A 23,075-nucleotide genomic window follows, 5' to 3' on the forward strand; every position below is an offset into this window, starting at 1 on the left:
TTACCATAAATAAACTGTGAAGTAAAAAAATGAGAGTGAAATCTTAATCATACATCATTTTAAAAATAAAATAGTTAACGTACTATGTTACATACACCTACTAAATATGACCCTTTTGCAGGTCCAGAATTAGAATGCGTTGTTTACACAACAAAAGCGCAATCTGAAATCTGGACTGCTTGCTATTTGGGTGAAAACGATGCGGCAAGAGCTTATAACGAGTCTATTTCGATAGAGTTTATAGGACCGTTGGATCCGATTGCCATGGATAAGGCTTTTCAAAAATTAGTCGAACGCCATGAATCACTTCGTTCCAGTTTTAGCACAGATGGTCTGTACATGTCCATTTACAAAAACCTCATCATCAAAATTACCACTATTGATCTTTCTAATTTAGAAAGTATCAATAAAAAACAGGCTTTAGATCAATATATAAGAGACGATGCCGATTTTCTTTTTGATCTTGTCAACGGGCCTTTGTTAAAAGTTGGTTTACTTAAACTTTACCAAAATAAACATCAATTAGTTATAACGGTTCATCATATAATTTGTGATGGTTGGTCTATCGGAATAATGCTGCAAGACTTAGGCATACTTTATTCAGCATTAGCCGACAATAAAACACCTTATTTAACTGCTCCAATTCCATTTTCTGCCTATGCACATGAAGAACAAATGTTCTCGGAAAGTGATGAAAATCGTGAAACAGAACAATTTTGGCATAATGTTTACAAAAAATCTATCCCTTTAGTTACTGTGCCAACAGATTTTGTTAGACCACCAGTTCGAACTTATAAGAGTCAGCGTTTAGATTTTACTTTTGATGCAAATTTATTGTCAAGTTTAAAACAAACTGGCTTAACTGTTGGCGCAAGTTTAGTATCGACATTGCTTACTACTTTTGAAGTGTTTTTATCTCAATTAACAGGTCAGGATGATTTAGTTGTTGGATTACCTTCTGCTGGTCAAGCTAGTAAGGGCATGAATCATTTAATGGGACATTGTGTTAACTTACTTCCGCTAAGAAGTAATCTAAATGCAAATAGTCCTTTCATAGAATACCTAAAAAAAAGAAAATCAGAATTGTTTGATGCTTACGATCATTCACAACTTAGTTTTGGACATCTTTTACAAAGCTTAAAAGTGGCTCGCGATCCTTCTAGAATTCCATTGGTGCCGATTGTTTTTAATATTGATTTGGGAATGACCGATGGCGTTCATTTTTTTAATTTGAATTATACTTTAATAAGCAATCCTAAGGCTTACGACCCTTTTGAAATTTTTGTTAATGCCAGCGGAACCGAAAAAGATTTAGTTTTTGAATGGTCTTATAACGAAGCTCTTTTTAAATCAGAAACGATTAAAGAAATGATGCAGTCTTTCATAAAAATAATCCAGAATGTTGTTAAAGATCCATCGATCACTTTAGGTCAACTTACGTTTGAAGACTTTACAGCTGATTACGATGAATTGAATCGAACTAAGACTGATTATCCTCACGTATCACTTCACGAGCTGTTTGCTTTACAAAGTATTCAGACTCCAACGAATATAGCGTTAGAGTTTCTCGACACTGCAATTTCATATCAAGAGTTACAAGATCATACCAATCAAATGGCTCATTATTTAACAGAATGTGGAGTTGCTTATGGCGATTTTGTTGCTATCTCGCTGCCTCGTTCAGCAGAGCTAGTAATTTCACTTTTAGCTATTATGCAATGTGGAGCAGCATATCTTCCTTTAGATCCAGAATATCCAATTTCGAGATTACAATTTATGATGGAAGATTCTGAAGCTAAGTTTTTATTAACCAACCAACACCTCTCTAATTCATTACCTAGCTTATCAACTACAATTTTAATAGAAAATGCTATTGAAGCCTTACATAAATATCCACACACAAGATTAAAAACAAAAGTAAATCCTGCAGATCCCGTATATTTACTTTATACTTCTGGATCAACTGGTAATCCTAAAGGCGTTTCTATTAGCCATAAAAATTTGGTGAATTTACTTTGCAGCTTGGCACTGGAACCTGGTATTATAGAAAGTGACCGAGTACTTTCGATTACTACAATTTCATTTGATATAGCCAGTGTCGAATTGTTTCTACCGCTGCTTAATGGCGCGACATTAGTATTAGCTGACTCAGAAACCGCCAGAGATGGTCGATTGTTGATTGATCTAATAAAAAGTAGTAATATTAGTTTCTTGCAAGCTACACCTGTAACTTGGTCCATGCTGCTAGATTCTGGTTGGTCTCAAAAACTACCAATTAAAGCGCTTTGCGGTGGCGAAGCGCTGCCTGCAGATCTTGCCCAAAAACTTTTAACTAAGTGTACTACGCTCTGGAATGTCTATGGACCAACAGAAACCACCGTATATTCATTAGCTAAGCAAATAAAAGATGATACTACATTAATAACAATTGGTAAGCCGATTGCAAATACTCAAATTTATATTATAAATGATCAACAGCAACTTGTTGCTCCCGGAATCATTGGTGAAATTGCCATTGCTGGAGACGGCGTTGCCAACGGATACTGGAACAGACCAGAACTAACAGATGAAAAATTTATTAAAAACCCTTTTTCTACTGAAGATGCTGTCTTTTATCGAACTGGTGATTTAGGAAGGTTACTTCCAACCCATGAAATAGAATGCCTCGGACGTGTCGATCAACAGGTTAAGATTAGAGGACACCGAATTGAGCCTGGTGAAGTGGAACAAGCTTTACTGGCAATTGAAGGTATAAAAAAGGCAGTGGTATTGGCTACTGAAGATTTTTTAATCGCTCATGTTGTACCCTATGATTCCATCGAAAATGCAAAACAATTTGTTGCGAGTTGGCGCGAAAACTTATTATCACAATTGCCACCACATTTAGTTCCGCATGCTTTTAATTTAATAGAAAAAATACCCACAACGCTTAACGGTAAGATCGATCGTAAAGCATTATCACAATATACAACACTTGAAAACCGTAAATATACCGCGCCTCGAACAGAAGATGAAAAGTTAGTTGCCGACATTTGGAAAGAAAGCTTAAATCTAGATACTATCGATATTTTTAGTAATTTTTTCGAAATGGGCGGACATTCAATCAAAGCAGTAAAAGTTATGATTGAAATAGAGAAAATTACTGGTAAACGCATTCCATTGTCTGTATTATTTAAATATTCGACAGTAGAGAAATTTGCTAAGCTACTACATACAAAAAGTGACATTTGTTCTGATTGCTTGGTTCCTATAAAAGCCAGTGGAGATAAAACACCTTTGTTTATCATTCATGGAGCGGGGCTAAATGTTTTAAATTTTGTTAACCTAAGCAAACACTTCAACGAAAATCAGCCAATTTATGGCATTCAAGGCAATGCTAAGAAATATGATGCATGGTATGAATCAATTGAAGAAATGGCAGCTCATTACATAGACGCTATTGTAAAAATAAATCCTAACGGTCCTTATGCGTTGGCTGGATTTTCGTTTGGAGGAATTGTTGCTTTTGAAATGACACGTCAATTAAAAGAGCAAGGAAAAAACGTAACCTTGACCGCCTTGCTAGACTCTTACGTCGATTCCTCTTATTATTACCAGACATTTAGCAAAAAGAAATTAATTAGATACTTTGACCTTACTCACAAAAGATTAAATTTTTTAAGAGAAATGCTTATGAGTTGGAAAGCTTTTAAAATGCGAACGAACGCAAAAAAAGACTACATATTGAAAAGGCATTTTGGTCATAATCCTGCAATGACTGAGCAAGAAGCCGTTGCGCTCGAACAATTTATTGAGGCCGACAGCATGGTTAAAACGATTGTGGATCGTTACCATCTTAAACCACAAAACATTGAAGTAGATCTGTTTCGATCGCAAGATGACTTACACTATAAATTAGACCCAACGCATTTGGGATGGAAGAAAGCAGCATTAAAAGGTGTTAAAATTCATAATATATCTGGCAACCATTTAGATATTGTTGCTCCGCCAAATGATAAGTTATTGGCAAGGTTGCTTCAGGATATTTTAGATGAAAAGCATGCAAAAATTTAAAATCATTTTAGATCTAAACTGCAAAAAAATAAGTTTTAGTAAAGTAAGAAAGCTCCAGCAATAAATCTTACATAAAATCGTACGACAAAATGAAACATCAAGCACACAATCAAAATAAGACCCAATTCAATCCGTTATCTACCAACATTGAAAGTATTATTCATACGACCAACTCACAATTAGAAATTTGGACAGATTGTGTGATCGGAGGTGTCGATGCGAACAAGGCCTACAATTTGTCTTATTCCATTAAGTTTAATGGTGAATTTATTTCAGAAGCATTTACCTATTCTTTGAATACTCTACTGCAAAGGCACGAAAGCTTGAGAGCTTCCTTTAGTGCCGACGGAAACTACATGCATATTCATAAAGATCTTACGTCGGAAATTTCACATATTGATATTTCGCCACTTTCGCCGAAGGAAAAAGAAGAGGCGAGAGAAAATGCCATTGATGAAGACGTTAATTTTGTTTTCGACTTGGTAAAAGGACCTTTATTAAGAATTAAAATAATTAAAATTGAAGACTTACAAAATATTGTAGTACTAACACATCATCACATTATTGGTGATGGTTTAAGTATCAACATAATTCTCGAAGAGCTTAGTATTCTTTATTCAGCGTTTATCGAAAACACGAAGCCCAAATTAGCAACACCAGAACGTTTTAGTACCTACGCGAAAAAGGTGAACTTGTTAGCAGAAACGGGTGATTACAAACAAATAGAAGATTTTTGGTTAAACGTTTATAATGAATCAGTTCCTACAGTAGAATTACCAATTGATTTTGACAGACCTCCTTTACGCACTTATAATAGTGAACGTGTTGACTTTATTATGGACGGAACTGTTATAAATTCACTCAAACAACTTGGTAAAAGTGCGGGTTGTAGTTTAGCAACAACACTATTAGTTGCATTTGAGGTGTTTTTATGCAAAATAACAGGTCAAAATGATTTGATTGTAGGTTTTCCGACTTCAGGAAACAGACGTTACGACATGAAGCATTTGATTGGAGATTGTGCCAATTTACTTCCTTTACGAAGTACTATAAATACAAAACTCACCTTTTTAGAGTACTTAAAAGACAGAAATCCGCAATTACTGGAAGCCTATATTAATAATCAAGTTAGTTTCGGTCATCTGCTTCAAAAGTTAGCAATCGCTCGCGATCCGTCGCGAGTTCCCATGGTTCCCGTTACCTTAACTGTGGACTTAAATAGAGATATTGAAAGTGAATTTTCATTTATCGGACTCACGTACGAATTTACAATCAATCCTAGAAAATTCTCGTCTTTTGAGCTACAGTTGCATGCATGTATGTCAAAAAACAAACCCACCTTTCAATGCTCGTACAATTCGACACTCTTCAAAAAAGAAACGATAAAGCAAATGATGATGTCGTTTGAAGAGACTATAAATAAATTAATATCCGAGCAAAACAGTCCATTAGCTAACCTAATAAATGGTGATTACTTATCAGATTATACTATTATAAATAGTACAGAATCAGCATATCCTAATGTTTCATTGACTAATTTACTAAGCAAACAAGCAGATAATACACCAAATAATATTGCCATTGAATATAACAATACTAAAATTTCATACCATGATTTACATAGTAAAGTGAATCAATTTGCGCATTACTTAGAAGCACATGGGGTTCAATCGGGCGATTATATAGCCGTTTGTTTTCCACGCAGTCCAGAGTTGGTTTATGCCATTTTAGCCATTATTCAATGTGGAGCCGCGTACCTTCCGTTAGATCACGAATATCCTACTAAGCGAATCGAATATATGATGGAAGATTCTGAGGCTAAATTTCTTTTAACTAGCAAAGCACTGTCTATATCGTTACCTAAATGTTCTAACACCATTTTGATAGACGACGCCATGCAATCGCTAGCTCAATATCCGACATCAAAACTAGAAACGGTCGTTGATCCAGAAAACATATTATATCTTTTGTATACTTCTGGTTCTACTGGTAAGCCAAAAGGAGCTAAAATATCGAATAAAAATGTGGTTAATTTGCTCTATTCTATGGCAGTTGAACCTGGTATAAAAGAGACTGACAGAGTTCCTTTTATCTCGACGATTTCTTTTGATATTGCTAGTTTCGAATTGTTTTTCCCACTATTTAAAGGCGCTGTTTTAGTCTTACCAGACCATGAAACGTCAAGCGATGGCAGACTTTTTTATGAGATGTTAGACCAAGAAAAAATTTCTTTAATTGTAGCCACACCAACAACTTACCAAATGTTGTTAGATGCCGGTTGGTCAAAAAAATTACCCATCAAAATATGGTGTTGTGGAGAACCATTACCTGCTAAATTAGCTAAAGAAGTTATTAAAATATCGGATGAACTTTGGACCTTATATGGCCCGACTGAAGTAACAATTTTTTCTTCTTGTAAGCACATTAAAACAGAGGATACAATAATTTCTGTGGGAGGTCCTATTGCGAATATGCAATATTATATCGTTGATGAGCAAATGAATCTTCTGCCTCCAAATAGCATTGGAGAAATTGCTATTGGAGGCGATGGAGTTGGAAAAGGTTATTTGGGAAGACCAGAACTCACTGCAGCAAAATATATTCCCAATTTATTTTCGAGTGAAAAAGATGCGATACTTTACCTCTCAGGCGATTTAGGAAAACTATTACCAAATAATGAAGTGATGTGTCTTGGACGTATAGATCATCAAGTAAAAGTAAGAGGGCATCGAATCGAAATTGGAGAAATAGAACATGCTTTAGTATCAATTAATGGCATTAAACAAGCAATTGTGCTTGCGAAAGGCGATATTCTTGTTGCTTTTATTATCGTAGATTTTAAAGCAACTACAGAAATTGAGCTAATTAGAGGATGGAGAAATGAACTCTCCTCACAACTTCCTTCTTTTATGGTTCCACATGTTTTTCATATTCTAGACAAAATGCCTACTACTTTAAACGATAAAGTGGATCGAAAAACATTAATAGATTATAAAGCGAACACAGAAATTGAGCCACAATTTACAGCGCCTAGAACGGAAGAAGAAAAATTGGTCGCCGCGATTTGGAAAGAAAGCTTACACTTAGAAAACATCGATATATTTAGTAATTTTTTTGAGATGGGCGGACATTCTATCATGGCTTTAAACGTAATGATTAAAATAGAAAAGCAAACTGGTATCCGAATTCCACTTTCTGCTTTGTTTCAACATTCAACCATCGAAAAATTTGCTAAATTAATACTGGTTGAGAACAAAATTACATCTGATTATTTAGTTCCTATGAAACCACATGGCACTAAAATTCCACTTTTTATCGTTCATGGAGCTGGACTTAATATTCTCAATTTTGCACATGTCATTCACCATTTCGATAAAGAGCAACCCGTTTATGGTTTTCAAGGAATCGGACCTAATGGGTATGAGAATTGGTTTGAATCTATAGAAGCTATGGCAGCATGCTACATCGATTCAATAGTAAAAATAAATCCTAAAGGACCTTACGCAATAGCAGGATTTTCATTTGGAGGCATCGTAGCCTTCGAAATAGCACGCCAACTTAAAGCACAAGGTAAAATAGTAAGTATGATTGCCATGTTAGACACTTACGTTGATTCATCGTACTACTACAAATCATACTTTAAAAAAGAATCGATGCGCTATTATGATCGCACCTATAGAAGAGCTGATTATTTAATGGAAATGCTTACAAGTTTGCCATCTTTAAAAATGCGTATGAATGCAAAAAAAGAGTACATCTTAAAAAAATATTTCGGATTTAAAGAAAATAGGTCTGAGCAGGAAACATTAGCACTCCAAGAGTTTATCGTTGCTGATCGAATGGTAAATAAAATAGTTGATCGCTATCATCTTATTCCGCAAGATTTTGAAGTAGAATTATTTAGAGCAGAACATGATGAAAATTATAAATTAGACCCTACACATTTAGGTTGGAAAAAAGCAGCGCTAAAGGGAGTTCACATTCATAATATAAAAGGCAATCATCTTAGCATTGTAGCACCACCAAATGACAAAATTTTAGCACGAATGCTTCAAGACATTTTAGATAAAAAGCATGGAAACAGCTAGAGTACATATATCTTTTTTAGACTTAAAAAGTACTGAATTAATACCCACAAAACCACATCATTTAGATGCGGATGAAATTCTCATTTATACCCTTTACTTACCTGATTTTATTGAATTAAAATCAGATTTATTTCGCTTTCTTAGAAAGGAAGAAAAGGAAAGAGCCGAACAATTTTATAAAGAAATAGATAAGAATCGATTCATCATTTATAGATCAATTTTAAAATTCGTTTTGGCAGCGCATACAAATTTAGAGGTGAAGCATATTTGCCTAGATTATGACGTTAATAAAAAACCATTTTTAGCCTCTCATCCGTTCCTATATTTTAATATCTCCCATTCTGAAGATTTTGCAGTTATTGCAGTTTCACATAATAAAGTTGGAATTGACATTGAATATAAATCTGAAAATTTTAATTTCAGCAACCTGTTTCCAGATATTTTTGATGATAAAGAAATGCATGCAATTCAAAATGCTACGGAAAAGCAACAAACATTCTACACTTTTTGGACTCGAAAAGAAGCATTTGCAAAGGGATTAGGAAAAGGTATTGACGAAGATTTTAAATACATTCCCTGTTTAGATGGACAGCAAAATTTAAATCCAGCTCTATTTACAAATAATAAAAATTGGCAAATCTGTAGTTTTGTCTTTACTAATACTTATTTGGCAGCAGTAGCTTTTGAGAGTAATACAGCAACTGCTGAAAATATAATTTTGTACACAATACCAAACAGTATGAAAAGCTTACTAGAACTAACACAAGTAAGAGAAAAAACCTCATTTATTAGTTTAGATAATTAACCCAAAATTTATCGGAAAATCTGATTGTTACTGAATAATTTTTCGAGTTCAGGAACATATTTACATATAATTTTCTTTTTCATAGCTTCTATATGTCGTTCGTGATGAACATCCGAACCAATGAAATCGTACATCCCTTTTTGCAATAATTGTTGCGCCACTTCCGCGACCTTCCGACCATAGTAACCTGTTACAGCATTACAATTCAGCTGAAATAAACAACCAGCTTTTTTTAATTTTTCGAACTCCTGAAAATTATTTTGATAAAACAAATAACGTTCTGGATGTGCAAGTACAGGTACATACCCAGCCTCTTGCAAATCATGTAAAATAGAATAAAGTCCCAGTGGTGGATTCATATACGACATTTCGACTAAAACATAATTCTCTTTTAAAGTAAGTAAAGGTTCTGTTTGAATCAATTTTATGAAATAATCATCCATTAAATATTCTGCGGCAGCGTGAACGGTAACGGCACTAGTATTCTTTTGAAGTTCTAAATTTAGTTGTTGCTCTGCGCTTTTAATTGTTGCAGTAGAATTATCCCAAACCGATTTCATTACATGTGGTGTAGTTACGAATGAGGTAATACCAAAAGCGTACATCGATTCTATTAGAGACAAAGTGTGAATTAGCGAGCTAGAACCATCATCAATGCCAGGCAATAAATGCGAGTGCATATCAATATGATTATCTGGAATTAAATCAATTAAATACGGCGTAGGTTTAGAAAAAAATAGCATTAATGATTTTAAATTTTAGCCAGAGAGCGTTAGATAATTTTAAAAAAACACAAAAAAAGTTCTATTGCAAAACTATAGTCAAAGATAAACTTTATTTAGTTCTAGCATTAAACACCTACACAAATTCTCAAGGGTGTGTTACAAAGATTGCTTTTATAACAGCTCATAAAAGAATTGATTTTTAGTTGAAGCAAATTTACTTTTCTCTGAAAGTCATCAATTATAACTTTAGACTCCTTTTTCTTTTAACTGCTCTGTAAAATAACCTCGTATCGGAAAATCTAAAAATTTAAATATTAAATAAGATAAAAGTATCAGTAGGATAACAGAGATAGGAATGCCCCACCGCCATTCAGCGCTACTTGATTCTATTACTACAACATAACTTGCAAATATTTACATAAAGGCTTACTGTATCATATTTAGCAGAACAGAGATGTCTCCAAAAAAATTATTTCTACGATGCGCAAGATGTAAGCACTCCCCTGCTCCTGACGCAATTACTAGCGAGAAGTAAAAGGCAACAATAATTAATTCTATTATCCATTTCATTCTTCACTACGACAACTGCAGAATAAGAAATTAAGAAGAAACGCATAACATTTTTGTATTTAAAAACTATCTTCTACGTGCCATTTTACACTTTAAACAATATTTTTTTACTTTTAAAATAAAAAAGTGATAAAATTTGACCGAACTATTTTATAGCGTAGAGAATTTCAGACAAAGTAAAACTGATATTTTTTTAGATTAAAAATCAAATAATTAAAACGGTCCAACAAATAAAAAACAGATAAACTTGAGTGTTATAAAAAAATTCTTTAGCGTTATTTATTGCTCCTTTTGAGGCAACTAGTATCTTGCAAATTCACTGTTTTATAAGATGTAGTTTTGCAGCGGAAAAATAAATAAATGTTTTTTTAACAGTATATTGGTACGCTGTGTACTGTATTCTGTTATTTTTGTTGACTTAATTTAATAAAAAAGATATGAAAGAGTTAGTAGAAAAAATTAATGCTGAATTTGAGACATTTACAGCTGAAACACAATCTTTAATTGAAAAAGGAGTAAAAGCGGCAGGACCAAGAGCTCGTAAGTCAACTTTAGAAATGGAAAAATTACTAAAAGAATTTAGAAAACTTTCTATCGAAGAAGCAAAAAAATAATTGGATTGAAAATTTGAAGCCCTTTAAGTAATTAAAGGGCTTTGTTTTTTACACTTGTCTCTTGATGGACTTACCATGATGCATCTGATTCAATCAATCTTTTGCGCTAGATCAGCAAATCGTTTTTAACTTAAAAATCCTTTAGTTTCATACTTAGATTATATAGAAACTTCTTATCAGCTTATACCAAATGCTATTTGGCGTTTTTAAAAGCACCTATTCCTGCAAAAGTGGCTCCTTTTGCTAATTGTTGTTCAATTCTCATCAATTGATTGAATTTTTCAACGCGTTCTGCACGACAACCACTTCCGGTTTTTAAATGACCTGCATTGATTCCTACCGTTAAGTCAGCAATAAACGTATCTATGGTTTCGCCACTTCTGTGCGAAACGAAGCAATTGTATGAATTTTTATAAGCAAGTTCAACCGTATCTAAGGTTTCGGTAACGGTTCCAATTTGATTCAGTTTAATCAGAATTGAATTTGCCACACCTTTGCTAATTCCCTCTGCTAATATGCTTTTATTGGTACAAAATAAATCGTCACCCACAATTTCTGTCTTGTGACCTAAACTATCCGTCAAGTTTTTCCAACCTTCCCAGTCGTTTTCGGCCAAACCGTCCTCTAACAAAACTATTGGATATTGGTTTACCCAACTTTCCCACATTTTTATCATGTCATCGCTTGTCACTAATTTTTGAGTGCTTTTGAAAAATTTATATTTCCCGTTTTCATACATTTCACTAGTTGCAGGATCGAGACAAATACTCACATCTTTACCAGGCGAATATCCCGCTTTCGTAATGGCTTCTAAAATCAATTCCATTGCTTGCTCATTCGATTTTAGATCCGGCGAAAATCCGCCTTCGTCGCCAACCCCAGTACTTAATCCTTTTGCTTTTAATACTGATCTCAAAGTATGAAACACATCTTCGCCCATGCGAATGGATTCTTTAAAAGATGGCGCATTGTGTGGTGCAATCATAAATTCCTGAAAATCGACGGTGTTGTCTGCGTGTTTACCACCGTTGATCACATTCATACAGGGAACAGGCATAATGTGCGCGTTGCTTCCTCCTAAATACTGATATAACGGAATATTTGAACTAATAGATTTAGCTCTTGCAAATGCCATAGAAACTCCCAAAATTGCATTGGCTCCTAGTTTGGCTTTGTTTTCTGTACCATCCAGGTCTATCAAAAAATGATCTAATTCGCGCTGGCTGCTGAAACTCTTGTTCTCAAAAGCTTTGGCAATAGTCGTATTTACATTGTTCACGGCATTTAGTACGCCTTTTCCTTGGTATCTTTTTGGATCACCATCTCTCAATTCTACTGCTTCGCGCTCACCCGTAGACGAACCACTTGGCACCATGGCACGGGCTGTTGTTCCATCTTCCAATTGTATGTTTACTTCCACTGTTGGATTTCCTCTTGAATCGAGTATTTCCATCGCGTCAATTTTCTGTATTTTCATAATAAAATTTCTTCTTGATTAATTAATTTATTTAGTGAATTTTGGAAATTTGTGCAGACTTAAAATTTGCAAGCCCTATTAAAACCAAAATTTCACGCTAAGTCAATACAACTACTTTATTTTATACAATTCGGTAAACAAGGTATTAAGTGATTCCGAATATGCTGGGTGCGAAAACATCCCCGTTGCTAAGTTTTTTGCTGGAATGCCGCCTTCCATCGCCATTTGAATTACCGTTGCTATTTCGCCTCCTTCAGTACAAACAATCGCAGCACCCAAAATTTTGCCTGAATCTTTGTCTACTAAGGCTTTCCAAAGTCCTTGCGGCTCCCCGGTTTCAATACCACGGGTAATTCTTTTTCCCGGAATTGAGATCACATGAAAATTCAACCCTTGTTCGCGCGCTTGATTTTCAGACAAACCTACACGCCCCAACTGTGGATCTGTGTACATGGTGTACGGGATAATTCGACCATCAGTTGTGCTGTCAATCTTTTCTAGTAGATTATTGCGCAGCACCACAAAATCATTGAACGCCACATGAGTAAATTGTGGACCGCCATTTATATCACCCACGGCATAAACGCCCTTTACATTGGTTTCTAGTTTACCATTTACTTTAACGTAGCCTTTTTTGTCCAATGCTATTCCAGCCGCTTCGGTGTTTAAACCATCGGCATTCGATTGGCGACCAACTGCCAATAGCAAATGTGTTCCTGTAATTTTATGGTTTTTTCCGTCTTTACTGTACGTCACGGTAACTGCATCATTGGCTTCTTCCAGCGCTTCAACGGCAGATCCCAGTATGAAGTTCATTCCTTCCGCTTCCATAAGATCCTGTAGCGATTCTGCAACATCAAAATCTTCAGTTGACATAATTTGATCGCCTCTTTCAATAACAGTTACTTCACTGCCAAAGCGACTGTACATTTGGCCAAATTCTAAACCAATGTAACCGCCACCAATGACAATTAATTTTTTTGGAATTTCAGTCAATGCCAGAATTCCAGTCGAATCGTACCATTTTACAGTGTCAATTCCTCTAATTTTAGGAATGGTTGGGCGCGTACCTGCATCAATAAAAATGTGCGGTGCCGTATATTCTTGCTCTTCACCATTCTTTTTTTTGACAACTACTGCGTTTTCTCCAATAAACGAAGCTGTTCCATAAACCAATTCTAGATTTTCAGCATCTGCTGTTCGGTTTTTTACGCCATCCTTAGAGTCAGCTACTATTGTATCTTTTCGTTTTTGAGTCGTTGCAAAATCTAGCGAAAGATCTGAAACTGAGATTCCGTGTTTACCCGCTGTTTTTATGCCGTGCATCACTTTTGCGGAAGCTATTAATGTTTTTGTAGGCGTACAACCTACATTTAAACAAGCACCGCCCAGTTCTGCTTCCGATTTTTCTACCATGACAGTTTTCCATCCAGCGCCTGCTAACTTTAGAGACAGCGGTTTCGCAGCCTGTCCCGAACCAATTATTATTGCATCAACTTTAATCATGATCTATTTTTGAATTGTATTATATGTATAAATTATTTCACTTTCGTGAAATGGTCTCTGCTTTTTGATTGACAATAAAACGACTTAAAAACCTGTTTTACTTATGCCTTAATTTGCCGCTTTTATTTTTGTTGCCACAGATTTAAAGGTTTCAAATGATTTTATATCTTCAATAATTTTAATTTTCTAAAAACTGTCGCAATACATATTGCAAAATTCCGCCGTTGCGATAATATTCAATTTCTATTAAAGAATCCAAACGTGCTATAGCGCTAAATTCTATTGTTGCACCGTTCTCCTTCTGTGCAATCACTTGAACTTCTTTTAACGGTTTAATATCTTCTGAAATGCCACTTATTGTAAAAGTCTCTGTGCCATCAATGCCAAGTTGCTCGGCGGTATCGCCAATTTTATATTGCAGCGGAAGTACGCCAAGTCCAACCAAATTACTTCGGTGAATGCGCTCATAACTTTCGGCGATTACACATTTAATACCCAGTAAAAAAGTACCTTTTGCTGCCCAATCTCGAGACGAACCACTACCATATTCTTTTCCAGCGAGGACCACAAGGGCCGTATTGTTTTCCTTGTATTTCATGGCAGCATCATAGACGCTCATTTCTTCGCCTGTTGGCAAGTAGTTGGTGTAGCCACCTTCGCTTTTGGCCAGTTTGTTTTTGATGCGGACATTGGCAAAAGTACCTCGCACCATAACCTCATCGTTACCACGACGGCTTCCGTAAGAATTAAAACTTTCTTTGGGCACGCCTTGTTCGATCAGGTATTTCCCCGCTGATGAATGCTCGTTAAAAGAGCCTGCGGGCGAAATATGATCGGTAGTGATGCTGTCTCCCAAAACCAATAATGCGCGCGCATTGGTTATGTTTTGTAGTTCAGGCGCAGCGGCAGAAATATTTTTGAAAAATGGAATTTCCTTGATATAAGTCGAATTTTCATCCCAATGGTATAAATTGCCTTCTGGAACTTGCAGATTTTTCCAAATGTCGTTGCCTTCAAAAATTTCATCATAATTCTTTTTAAAATCTTTTGGAGACAGAACAGTACGCATTATCGCATTGATTTCATCGTCTGTAGGCCAAATGTCTTTTAGGTAAACGGGCTGCAAATTTCTGTCAAAGCTAATTGGATCATTCACCAAATCGATATCCACTCGTCCTGCAATAGCATAAGCAACTACCAACATGGGCGACATTAAAAAGTTCATTTTCACCTGCGGATGAACGCGGGCTTCAAAATTTCGATTGCCCGAAAGAACCGACGCCACGACCAGTTCGTTTTCATCTACGGCTTGTGCGATGGCTGGAGACAAAGGCCCTGAATTTCCGATGCAAGAGGTACAACCGTAACCAACCAAATGAAACTTAAGCGCCTCAAGATCGGTCATCAAATCTGCTTTTTCTAAGTAATCAGTAACTACTTTTGATCCTGGAGCAAGTGACGTTTTTACCCAAGGTTTTACATTTATACCATGCTCACGTGCTTTTCTGGCGACTAAACCAGCGCCAATCATCACAAATGGATTTGAAGTGTTTGTACAAGAAGTAATGGCAGCAATAACCACCGAACCATCTGACAATTTAAATTTACCATCTCCTCTATCGATCCATATTGTTTTAAGTCCGTTTTTTTCGACAGTTTCTACACTAGATGGTTCTGCATTTTGCGGTGCTTCATAAATGGGTTGGTCGCCTCCTTCTCCGTCGAATTTGTCTATCGATCGAATGATCTCTCTCTTATTGTGCTCAATATAATTTCGTCCAAAGAAATCATGCAATAAGGACACGAATTTGGGTTTAAATTCACGCAAAAGTATTTTGTCTTGTGGTCGTTTTGGTCCAGCCACTGTAGGTTCAATTGTTGACATATCCAACTCTACAATAGAGGTGTACTGAATCTTATCTTCGTCTGCTCGCCACAACATATTTGTCTTACAATACGATTCTACGATTGCAATTTGTTCTTCAGAACGATTGCTCAGCGTCATGTATTCCAACGTTTTATCATCAATAGGAAAATAGGTAATGGTGCAGCCGAATTCTGGCGACATATTACCAATCGTCGCCCGATCAGGAACGGAAAGGTGGTTGCATCCGGGACCAAAAACCTCAACAAATTTTCCTACTACTCCTTTTTTTCTTAAAATATTAGCAATAGTAAGTACCAAATCTGTAGCGGTGGAACCTAGCGGCAGTTTTCCGGTAAGTTTAAGACCAACTACTTCTGGCATGATAAAATAGAGCGGTTGTCCTAAAATGGCTGCTTCGGCTTCAATACCGCCAACACCCCAACCCACTACTCCAATTCCGTTGACCATGGGTGTATGACTGTCCGTACCGACCAATGTATCTGGAAACAATTCCCCATCTCGCTCAATAACGCCTTTAGAGAAATATTCTAAATTTACCTGATGACAAATTCCCATTCCAGGTGGTACCACGCGAAAATTATCAAAAGATTGTTGCGCCCATTTTAAAAACTGGTAGCGCTCTACATTTCGTTTAAATTCTTCGTCCATATTTCGACCATAAGAATAATCGGTTCCAAAATAATCGACTTGTACCGAATGGTCAATGACCAAATCTACGGGAACCAACGGATTTATAGTTTCGGGATTTTTTCCTTTTCGAGCCAACTCTTCACGAAGCGCTGCAATGTCAACCACAGCTGGAACTCCCGTAAAATCTTGCATCAAAACACGCGCTGGTTTAAACGGAATGTCTTTATCCGAAGCTTCGGGTTTCCAGTGCATCAATGTCTCAACATTTTCTTGTGTTACTGAAAATCCATCGTAATTTCGAAGTGCATTTTCTAATAAAATCCGAATAGAAAACGGCAATTTACTTATTTCGTGGCCTTGCTCTTCTAGAACAGAAAGACTATAATAACCAAATTCTTTTCCTAACAGTGCTAATTTTTTCTTTACTTTAAAGGGATCTTTATCCATAATTTGTAGTGTTTTATTCTATTTTTGATGCTCCAGAAATTCACAAGAATTTGTGGTAATTCATTTCGAAGCAGGATTCTTCGGGCAGCTATTGCGGAAGAATTACAATTGATGTTTTTTAGTTATATTTCAAATCAGAATCTAATTTGATTTGGTATTACAATTTGAGCGCATTAGTATAGTTTTTTTGAAAAATATTTAGTAGCTAAAAAATAATTGTATTTAAAACGCGATGATTGTAAGACATATATCCTTAAAAGTACAAAAATTATATTTTACTGAAGCATTAATATTATCTAGTGCTGAGGTTGCTTGTACAGTAATTAAGAAATCAATAATTAAAAATAGCCGGAAAATAGTAGCGGTCTTTTAAATTTTTATATAGTCTTAAATTAAACTGTAAATAGAAAATCTTCACTAGATCTGCTATTCGTAGTTCGAGGACAATACCAAAATTGACTTGGAGTTGCTTATGGACTTCAACGAATTTTGTTGGGAATACCAAAAAAACCACCAGCAAACTATGTTTAAAAACGGGAATTTTTGAGAGATCGATCGCTACCGATAAGTTTCTCTTAATTAATTTGTTTAACTTTAGCATAAGCAACAATAATTCAGAAGAAATCAAGGCTGGCTATTGTGGTATTAATCAATTATATCATCTGGTAATTTAAATACATATGAAAGTTAATAATCATCCCCAAACTAAATTGGCAAGTAAACAAACAGTTTTCAAAGTCTTGAAAATAAATTTAGAAGCTATTTACTATATGACTTTAAGCAAAAAAATGAAATTGCTTTCTTCATTTTCCGATTAAAAAAATCAATCAAATACTTTGAATGTCCTCATTATAACTACAATACTTACTCTTTGCTGTATATTGTTGTTTTTAGAAAAAATAAAAAACAATGCTTATTCTGTAATTGTTCAAATTTCTTATATCACCTATTTGCCCTTTTAATTATTTAATAACCTGTCCATCATGAAAAATAATTTTTACATAACCACAACAATTGCGCTAATCATCACATTTGCATTAGGCTATTTTTTAAGTTCAAATTGGTATGTACTTTTCGGAATTATTTTAATATTCACAATTCTGGGATATTATGATCTTTCTCAAACGAAACATACAATCATGCGAAATTATCCCGTATTAGGGAGATTGCGTTTTGTATTGGAAGAATTAAGGCCCAAAATGTATCAATATTTTATTGAGTCTGATATTGATGGTCGACCGTTTAATCGAGTCGATCGCTCTACAGTATACCAACGTGCAAAAGGCGTTCGCGACACGATTCCGTTTGGTACTCAACTCGACGTATATGCCGAAGGCTACGAATGGATTTGCCATACGATAGCGCCAAAGCCTTTCGATACTATAAATCATGATCCTAGAATCTTGATTGGTAATAAAGGTTGCAAACATCCGTATTTTTCGAGTATAATCAATATTTCGGCTATGAGTTTTGGAGCAATAAGTGCCAATGCAGTTAGAGCTTTAAATGCAGGTGCTAAAATTGGGAATTTTGCCCATAATACTGGTGAAGGAGGTTTAAGTCATCATCATTTAGAAGAAGATGGAGATTTGATTTGGCAAATTGGTACAGCTTACTTTGGATGCCGAGATGAAGAAGGAAAATTTGACCCCGAACTCTTCGCTGAAAAGTCTAAGAATCCGAACGTAAAAATGATTGAACTTAAGATATCGCAAGGAGCAAAACCAGGACATGGAGGTATTTTACCTGCCGAAAAAAATTCTGAAGAAATTGCTAAAATACGCCATATTAAACCGTTCACTAAAGTGTCCTCACCTCCTTATCATACGGCGTTCGATACACCTTTAGAAATGGTACAATTTATTCAGAAATTAAGAGATTTATCTGGAGGAAAACCAGTTGGATTTAAGTTGTGTATCGGTTATAAAAGTGAATTTATTTCGATTTGTCAGGCCATGATCGAACTGGATATTTATCCTGATTTTATCGCTGTAGATGGTGGCGAAGGAGGAACAGGAGCTGCACCACCAGAGTTTAGTAATTATGTCGGTGCGCCGTTAATTGACAGTCTTGATTTTGTTCACAACATACTTAACGGCTTGGATATTCGCCAGCACATTAAAATTATTGCTTCTGGAAAAATAACTTCGGCTTTTCACGTTGCTCGTGTTATTGCGTTGGGGGCTGACGGCTGCTATCAAGCTAGAGGAATGATGATATCTTTAGGATGCATACAAGCGCTGATGTGCAACACCAACGAATGTCCAACCGGAATTACAACACAAGACCCCAAATTGACTAGAGGATTAGTGGTCGAGGATAAAAAATTTCGTGTCGCCAATTATCATAAAACAACACTTAAAAATTTTGCTGAACTTTTGGGAGCCACCGGTGTAACGGAAACGAAAAACTTAATGCGTTCGCATATTTATCGCCGTGTGTCGCTCAACAGTATGATTACTTATGAAGAGCTGTTTCCATCGATAAAAGTAGGTTCAATGCTTACCGAAGAGGTTCCTGCAAAATATAAAATGGATTTCGCTTTCGCGGATAAAACCCGTTGGGGAATTCATCCATAATTTAATTTTACATTTATACTATAAATTAGTAGTCGATAGCTATGAGCAAAACTTTACATCAATTTTTTGAAAATGACCACCGTCAGATTGATCTCTTTCTAAAAAAAGCACTGAAGCAACCCGGCGGAATCGAACTGAATTACTACCATCAATTTCGAAGCCGATTGCTGCGACACATCAAGATGGAAGAGAAATTGCTCTTTCCTACTGCAAAAAAAGTAAATCCGGAACTGATCACGGAACTGATACCGAAATACCGACTCGATCACGGTGCTATTACTGCCTTAATGGTTCCGGTTCCTACGCTGTCTTTGCTTAAGGTGATTCGATACATTTTAAAAAAACACAATATTGCCGAAGAAGAGACTGGAGGTTTGTACGAAATATGTGAATCTTTGACACAGGGACAAACGCAAGAGCTTTTAGAAGAGCTGAGAGCGACAAAAGAAGTTCCTGTTCATCCACCAAATACAATACCTCTTGCTCTGGAGGCAGCCAAAAGAGCTTTACTAAGAGCGGGATATGATTATCATGAAATTGTAAGTATTGCAGAATGATGGAAAATATCCTGTTTTTTATCTGAAAGTATTTTGCTTATAGAAATTACTACATAATAAAGATTAATTGTAATAAACAAGTATATAATCTGCCGCCTCTTTTACTTAATAAAATTTAAAACTACATAAAAGATATTCTTATCCTTTATGTAGTTTTACTATCTTTATAAACTCAACAACATTTTATTTTATGCAAGCCTCGAACCCCAATACACAAATTCAGCAAGAACTAGTTAATAGCATTATTCATGGCTTCGGAATCATTTTTGGCATTGTAGGAATTCCAATTCTAATCGCCTTTGCGATTAAAAGCGACAATACCTTAGGAGTTATAGGTGCTGCGATTTATGGCTTTTGTTTTCTGCAACTATTTACTTCTTCGACACTTTACCATGGTTTTCAACATGTACAAGCGAAACGCGTTTTCAAGATTTTGGATCATATCAGTATCTACTTCTTAATCGCAGGTACCTATACTCCATTTATATTAATTTATATGAATAATACTTTTGGTATTACTTTACTAGTAATACTCTGGAGTTTGACCGCATTAGGAATTGTATTTAAGATCTTTTTTACCGGAAAGTGGAATGTAGTTTCTACTCTTGCTTATGTCGCTATGGGTTGCATAATGGTCGTTGGCGGTCGCACCTTTTTTGATGCTATTCCGTCTGTAGTACTGACCATGATTCTTATAGGAAGTTTACTTTATCTTTTGGGCGTTATATTTTATCTGTGGACCAAATATCCGTACAACCATGCAATCTGGCATTTTTTTGTTTTAAGTGCTGCTGTTTGTCACTATGTTGCCATTTTAATGGCCGTGTAAAGAATTATAAATTTAATTTCGAATTAATAGCAATAGTTCCGACCTTTAAAATGTTTCCTATTAAATTAAGTCTGTAATAAAATTACTGTTCCAAGCCCACCATCAGCGCAAACACTTACGATCGCTTTTTTACCAGGCCCTAATAGAGACAGCTCTTTAATCGCTTGGCTAATAATTCTTGCGCGAGTCGCTCCAAAAGGATGTCCTATGGCAATACTTCCGCCATTTGAATTTAGATTGTCCCAAGGAAAAGCTCCAAAGCCGAATAAAATTCCCACATTTTTGAGGTGCATGGGATCTTCTAATAATTGAACGTTTGCTACTATTTGTGCTGCGAATGCCTCGTGTATCTCCCATAAATCGATAGCTTCGTACCGCAACTTATGTCTGGCCAACAATCTAGGAATTGCAAAGGTAGTAGCCATCAAAAGACCTTCTTTTTCAATATTTACTGCATTAATTTCCCAATCGACCAACTGTGCCGCATACGAAGTTTTTGAAAATTTATCTTTCGCTTTTTCTCCACAAACCCATAGTCCTGCTGCGCCATCGCTTAATAAAGATGAATTTCCAGCCGTGATTGAACCTTGACCAGATTTGTTGTCAAATACAGGATTGAGTTTTGCTAACTGCTCTAGACTTGTATTTGACCTCGGTATTCCATCCGTTTCAACATTACCAATCGGTAGAATTAGATCATCAAAAAAACCATTATCTCGTCCGTTACTATAATTTTTATGACTGTTAAACGCTATTTCATCTTGTCGTTCTCTATTGATCTTTAACCTTTTTGTAGGTACAACTTGAATAAAAATCTTTTCACTTGTAAGTAGTGCTTGTCAGCTCAAGCACCTATAAATGCTATTTTTGAAGATTTAATATTTCTCCCTTCATGTCATTATCTTTCATAGTTGGCGCTAATAGTTTTAAGATACTTGGCGCGATCTGATTGCTGTACAATTGCTCTTTTGTTTGTACTTCTCCTAATACTTTAACATCTTTACCAAAGGCGACTAACCAAACTTGATCTGCTCCTTTTACTTTCGAGTCGTGATTTCTCCACTCTTCTAATGGTTCTGTACCTCTCCCGTGATCGGTTGAAATAATAAAGATAGTATTGTTTTTATAGAAAGAATCTTGCTGTGTAAACTCCCATAATTTTTTAATTAAGTGGTCTGTTGCGTGTGCTGAGTTTAAATAGGCACTATAGTTTCCGTCGTGCGCGAAGTCATCCGTCTCTCCAAAAGAAATATAAACTAATTCGGGATGTTTTCTCTTCATATATTCCAACGCATAATTGGATGTAAAAGCATCAAAACGAACGGCTTCCCAAGGGGATGGCAAGTTGGGTTGCAATTCATTTAAAAACTGCTCTCTTTCCGAAAGTTTTTGCCCTTTGGCTAACTCAAAACCTGCATTTACAGGAACACCAGAACGTTCTTCGTTTATAATAAATGGCAATACATCCCAACTACCAAAAGCAGCAACTTTACCTTTATATTTAGGCTGATCGTTTAACTTTTCTAAAATAGTTTTATTGGGATTATTTTCTTTAGAATTACTTCTGATGTGTTTATCGTCTGCGGCTCCAGTTAATAATTCGTTGTATCCTGGATAAGAAAACCATCTAGTATTCGTTAAGTTTACGTTGTTCTCATAATTTCGATTTCCGTGTAATTGTCCCATCTTAGCTACTTCATTCCAAAAAAACGGCATTAAGGCAACTCTTCGCTCTTCAGGTGTATCTCTCCAAAAGCTTTCTTTCAGTTCTTTTTTATCGTCAACATATTTCTTTTTACTCACTAATTTTTCATCGGCTCCCGTAAATAATTCCTGCCAACGAAAACCATCTAGAGTAATAAAGACGACTTTAGGATTTTTGTTCGTCTGTTTTTGCTGTGCATTTCCTCCAAAAAAAGTAAAGATTGCTACAGTTGCAAGTATAATCGATCTATTCATTTTATCTTATTTATTTAAGTGAATTTTTATTGATGCTTTTTATGTCGCCATTATTAGGCACAAAATACTAGTATGTTTTTATAAGAAATTAAAGTTAAACATTCTTAACGAAATTATTTTTACAAATGTGACGGCATTTTTTTTATTTACCACAACTTATACGATTAAGAAATCTTTATTTCTTGGCGAGAATATGACATTGCAAGAATTAATTAAAAGAAGCATCATGATCGATTAAAATTTATTGCAGCTATATTCAGTATTGGTAAGAAATACTTTTTACATCCTTTTAGTGTCGTCTTCCACAAGTAGGATATTCATAAATTTTTTTTTTTTAAAACTCAACAA

At 35.5% G+C, this 23,075-nt stretch carries 13 protein-coding genes and 1 pseudogene; 7 read left to right on the top strand and 7 right to left on the bottom strand.

Going from position 1 to position 23,075, the window contains the following annotated elements:
- Window positions 1–84: 84 nt before the first annotated feature.
- The 3 genes from AP058_RS05900 (at window position 85) to AP058_RS05910 (ending at window position 8,946) form a co-directional block, all read left to right on the top strand.
- Window positions 85–4,053 (top strand): non-ribosomal peptide synthetase, encoded by a 3,969-nt coding sequence (locus AP058_RS05900; protein WP_066307824.1) that lies wholly within the window; start codon window positions 85–87, stop codon window positions 4,051–4,053.
- Between the two features lie 89 nt (window positions 4,054–4,142).
- Complete coding sequence (locus AP058_RS05905) at window positions 4,143–8,141, top strand: non-ribosomal peptide synthetase (RefSeq protein ID WP_066307827.1); 3,999 nt, start codon at window positions 4,143–4,145, stop codon at window positions 8,139–8,141.
- Entirely contained in the window at window positions 8,128–8,946 is an 819-nt protein-coding gene (locus AP058_RS05910) for a 4'-phosphopantetheinyl transferase superfamily protein (protein ID WP_066307829.1), read from the top strand. Before AP058_RS05905 ends, AP058_RS05910 begins: the two co-directional genes overlap by 14 nt.
- A gap of 8 nt (window positions 8,947–8,954) precedes the next feature.
- Here the strand turns inward: AP058_RS05910 and AP058_RS05915 are convergent, their stop codons facing one another.
- A complete protein-coding gene (locus AP058_RS05915; protein WP_066307831.1) occupies window positions 8,955–9,689 on the bottom strand; it encodes a tyrosine-protein phosphatase in 735 nt (244 codons plus the stop codon).
- A gap of 989 nt (window positions 9,690–10,678) precedes the next feature.
- On the opposite strand from AP058_RS05915, the gene AP058_RS05925 reads away from it, so the two are divergent.
- Window positions 10,679–10,855 carry a histone H1 gene (locus AP058_RS05925; RefSeq protein WP_066307837.1) on the top strand — a complete coding sequence of 59 codons (177 nt, stop codon included), beginning with the start codon at window positions 10,679–10,681 and terminating at the stop codon, window positions 10,853–10,855.
- 193 nt (window positions 10,856–11,048) lie between these two features.
- Here AP058_RS05925 and eno read toward each other — a convergent pair whose 3' ends face one another.
- The 3 genes from eno to AP058_RS05940 all read right to left on the bottom strand — a co-directional run bounded on the left by eno (window position 11,049) and on the right by AP058_RS05940 (window position 16,803).
- The gene (eno, locus tag AP058_RS05930; protein WP_066307839.1) at window positions 11,049–12,332 is read right to left on the bottom strand and encodes a phosphopyruvate hydratase; all 1,284 of its coding nucleotides are present in this window, start codon (window positions 12,330–12,332) and stop codon (window positions 11,049–11,051) included.
- A 111-nt stretch (window positions 12,333–12,443) separates the two neighbouring features.
- Window positions 12,444–13,838 (bottom strand): mercuric reductase, encoded by a 1,395-nt coding sequence (locus AP058_RS05935; protein WP_066307841.1) that lies wholly within the window; start codon window positions 13,836–13,838, stop codon window positions 12,444–12,446.
- A gap of 178 nt (window positions 13,839–14,016) precedes the next feature.
- Window positions 14,017–16,803 carry an aconitate hydratase gene (locus AP058_RS05940; RefSeq protein ID WP_066307843.1) on the bottom strand — a complete coding sequence of 929 codons (2,787 nt, stop codon included), beginning with the start codon at window positions 16,801–16,803 and terminating at the stop codon, window positions 14,017–14,019.
- A 983-nt stretch (window positions 16,804–17,786) separates the two neighbouring features.
- Here AP058_RS05940 and AP058_RS05950 point away from each other — a divergent pair.
- The 3 genes from AP058_RS05950 to AP058_RS05960 all read left to right on the top strand — a co-directional run bounded on the left by AP058_RS05950 (window position 17,787) and on the right by AP058_RS05960 (window position 20,768).
- Window positions 17,787–19,382 (top strand): FMN-binding glutamate synthase family protein, encoded by a 1,596-nt coding sequence (locus tag AP058_RS05950; protein ID WP_066307848.1) that lies wholly within the window; start codon window positions 17,787–17,789, stop codon window positions 19,380–19,382.
- A 41-nt stretch (window positions 19,383–19,423) separates the two neighbouring features.
- Window positions 19,424–19,939: a hypothetical protein gene (locus tag AP058_RS05955; protein ID WP_066307850.1), complete on the top strand. Its 516-nt coding sequence runs from the start codon at window positions 19,424–19,426 to the stop codon at window positions 19,937–19,939.
- Window positions 19,940–20,129: 190 nt separating this feature from the next.
- Window positions 20,130–20,768, top strand: coding sequence for a hemolysin III family protein (locus AP058_RS05960; RefSeq protein WP_066307852.1), 639 nt, complete (start codon window positions 20,130–20,132; stop codon window positions 20,766–20,768).
- Between the two features lie 65 nt (window positions 20,769–20,833).
- Here the strand turns inward: AP058_RS05960 and AP058_RS17095 are convergent, their stop codons facing one another.
- The 3 genes and pseudogenes from AP058_RS17095 to AP058_RS05970 all read right to left on the bottom strand — a co-directional run bounded on the left by AP058_RS17095 (window position 20,834) and on the right by AP058_RS05970 (window position 22,727).
- Window positions 20,834–21,244, bottom strand: coding sequence for a hypothetical protein (locus AP058_RS17095; RefSeq protein WP_066307855.1), 411 nt, complete (start codon window positions 21,242–21,244; stop codon window positions 20,834–20,836).
- 54 nt (window positions 21,245–21,298) lie between these two features.
- A pseudogene (locus AP058_RS17100) lies at window positions 21,299–21,583 on the bottom strand (acetyl-CoA C-acyltransferase); the annotation flags it as partial.
- Between the two features lie 46 nt (window positions 21,584–21,629).
- On the bottom strand, window positions 21,630–22,727 hold the full coding sequence (locus AP058_RS05970; protein WP_066307858.1) for a sulfatase-like hydrolase/transferase: 1,098 nt from the start codon (window positions 22,725–22,727) through the stop codon (window positions 21,630–21,632).
- Between the last annotated feature and the right edge of the window lie 348 nt (window positions 22,728–23,075).

Source organism: Flavobacterium sp. TAB 87 (assembly GCF_001529295.1).
Lineage (GTDB): Bacteria > Bacteroidota > Bacteroidia > Flavobacteriales > Flavobacteriaceae > Flavobacterium.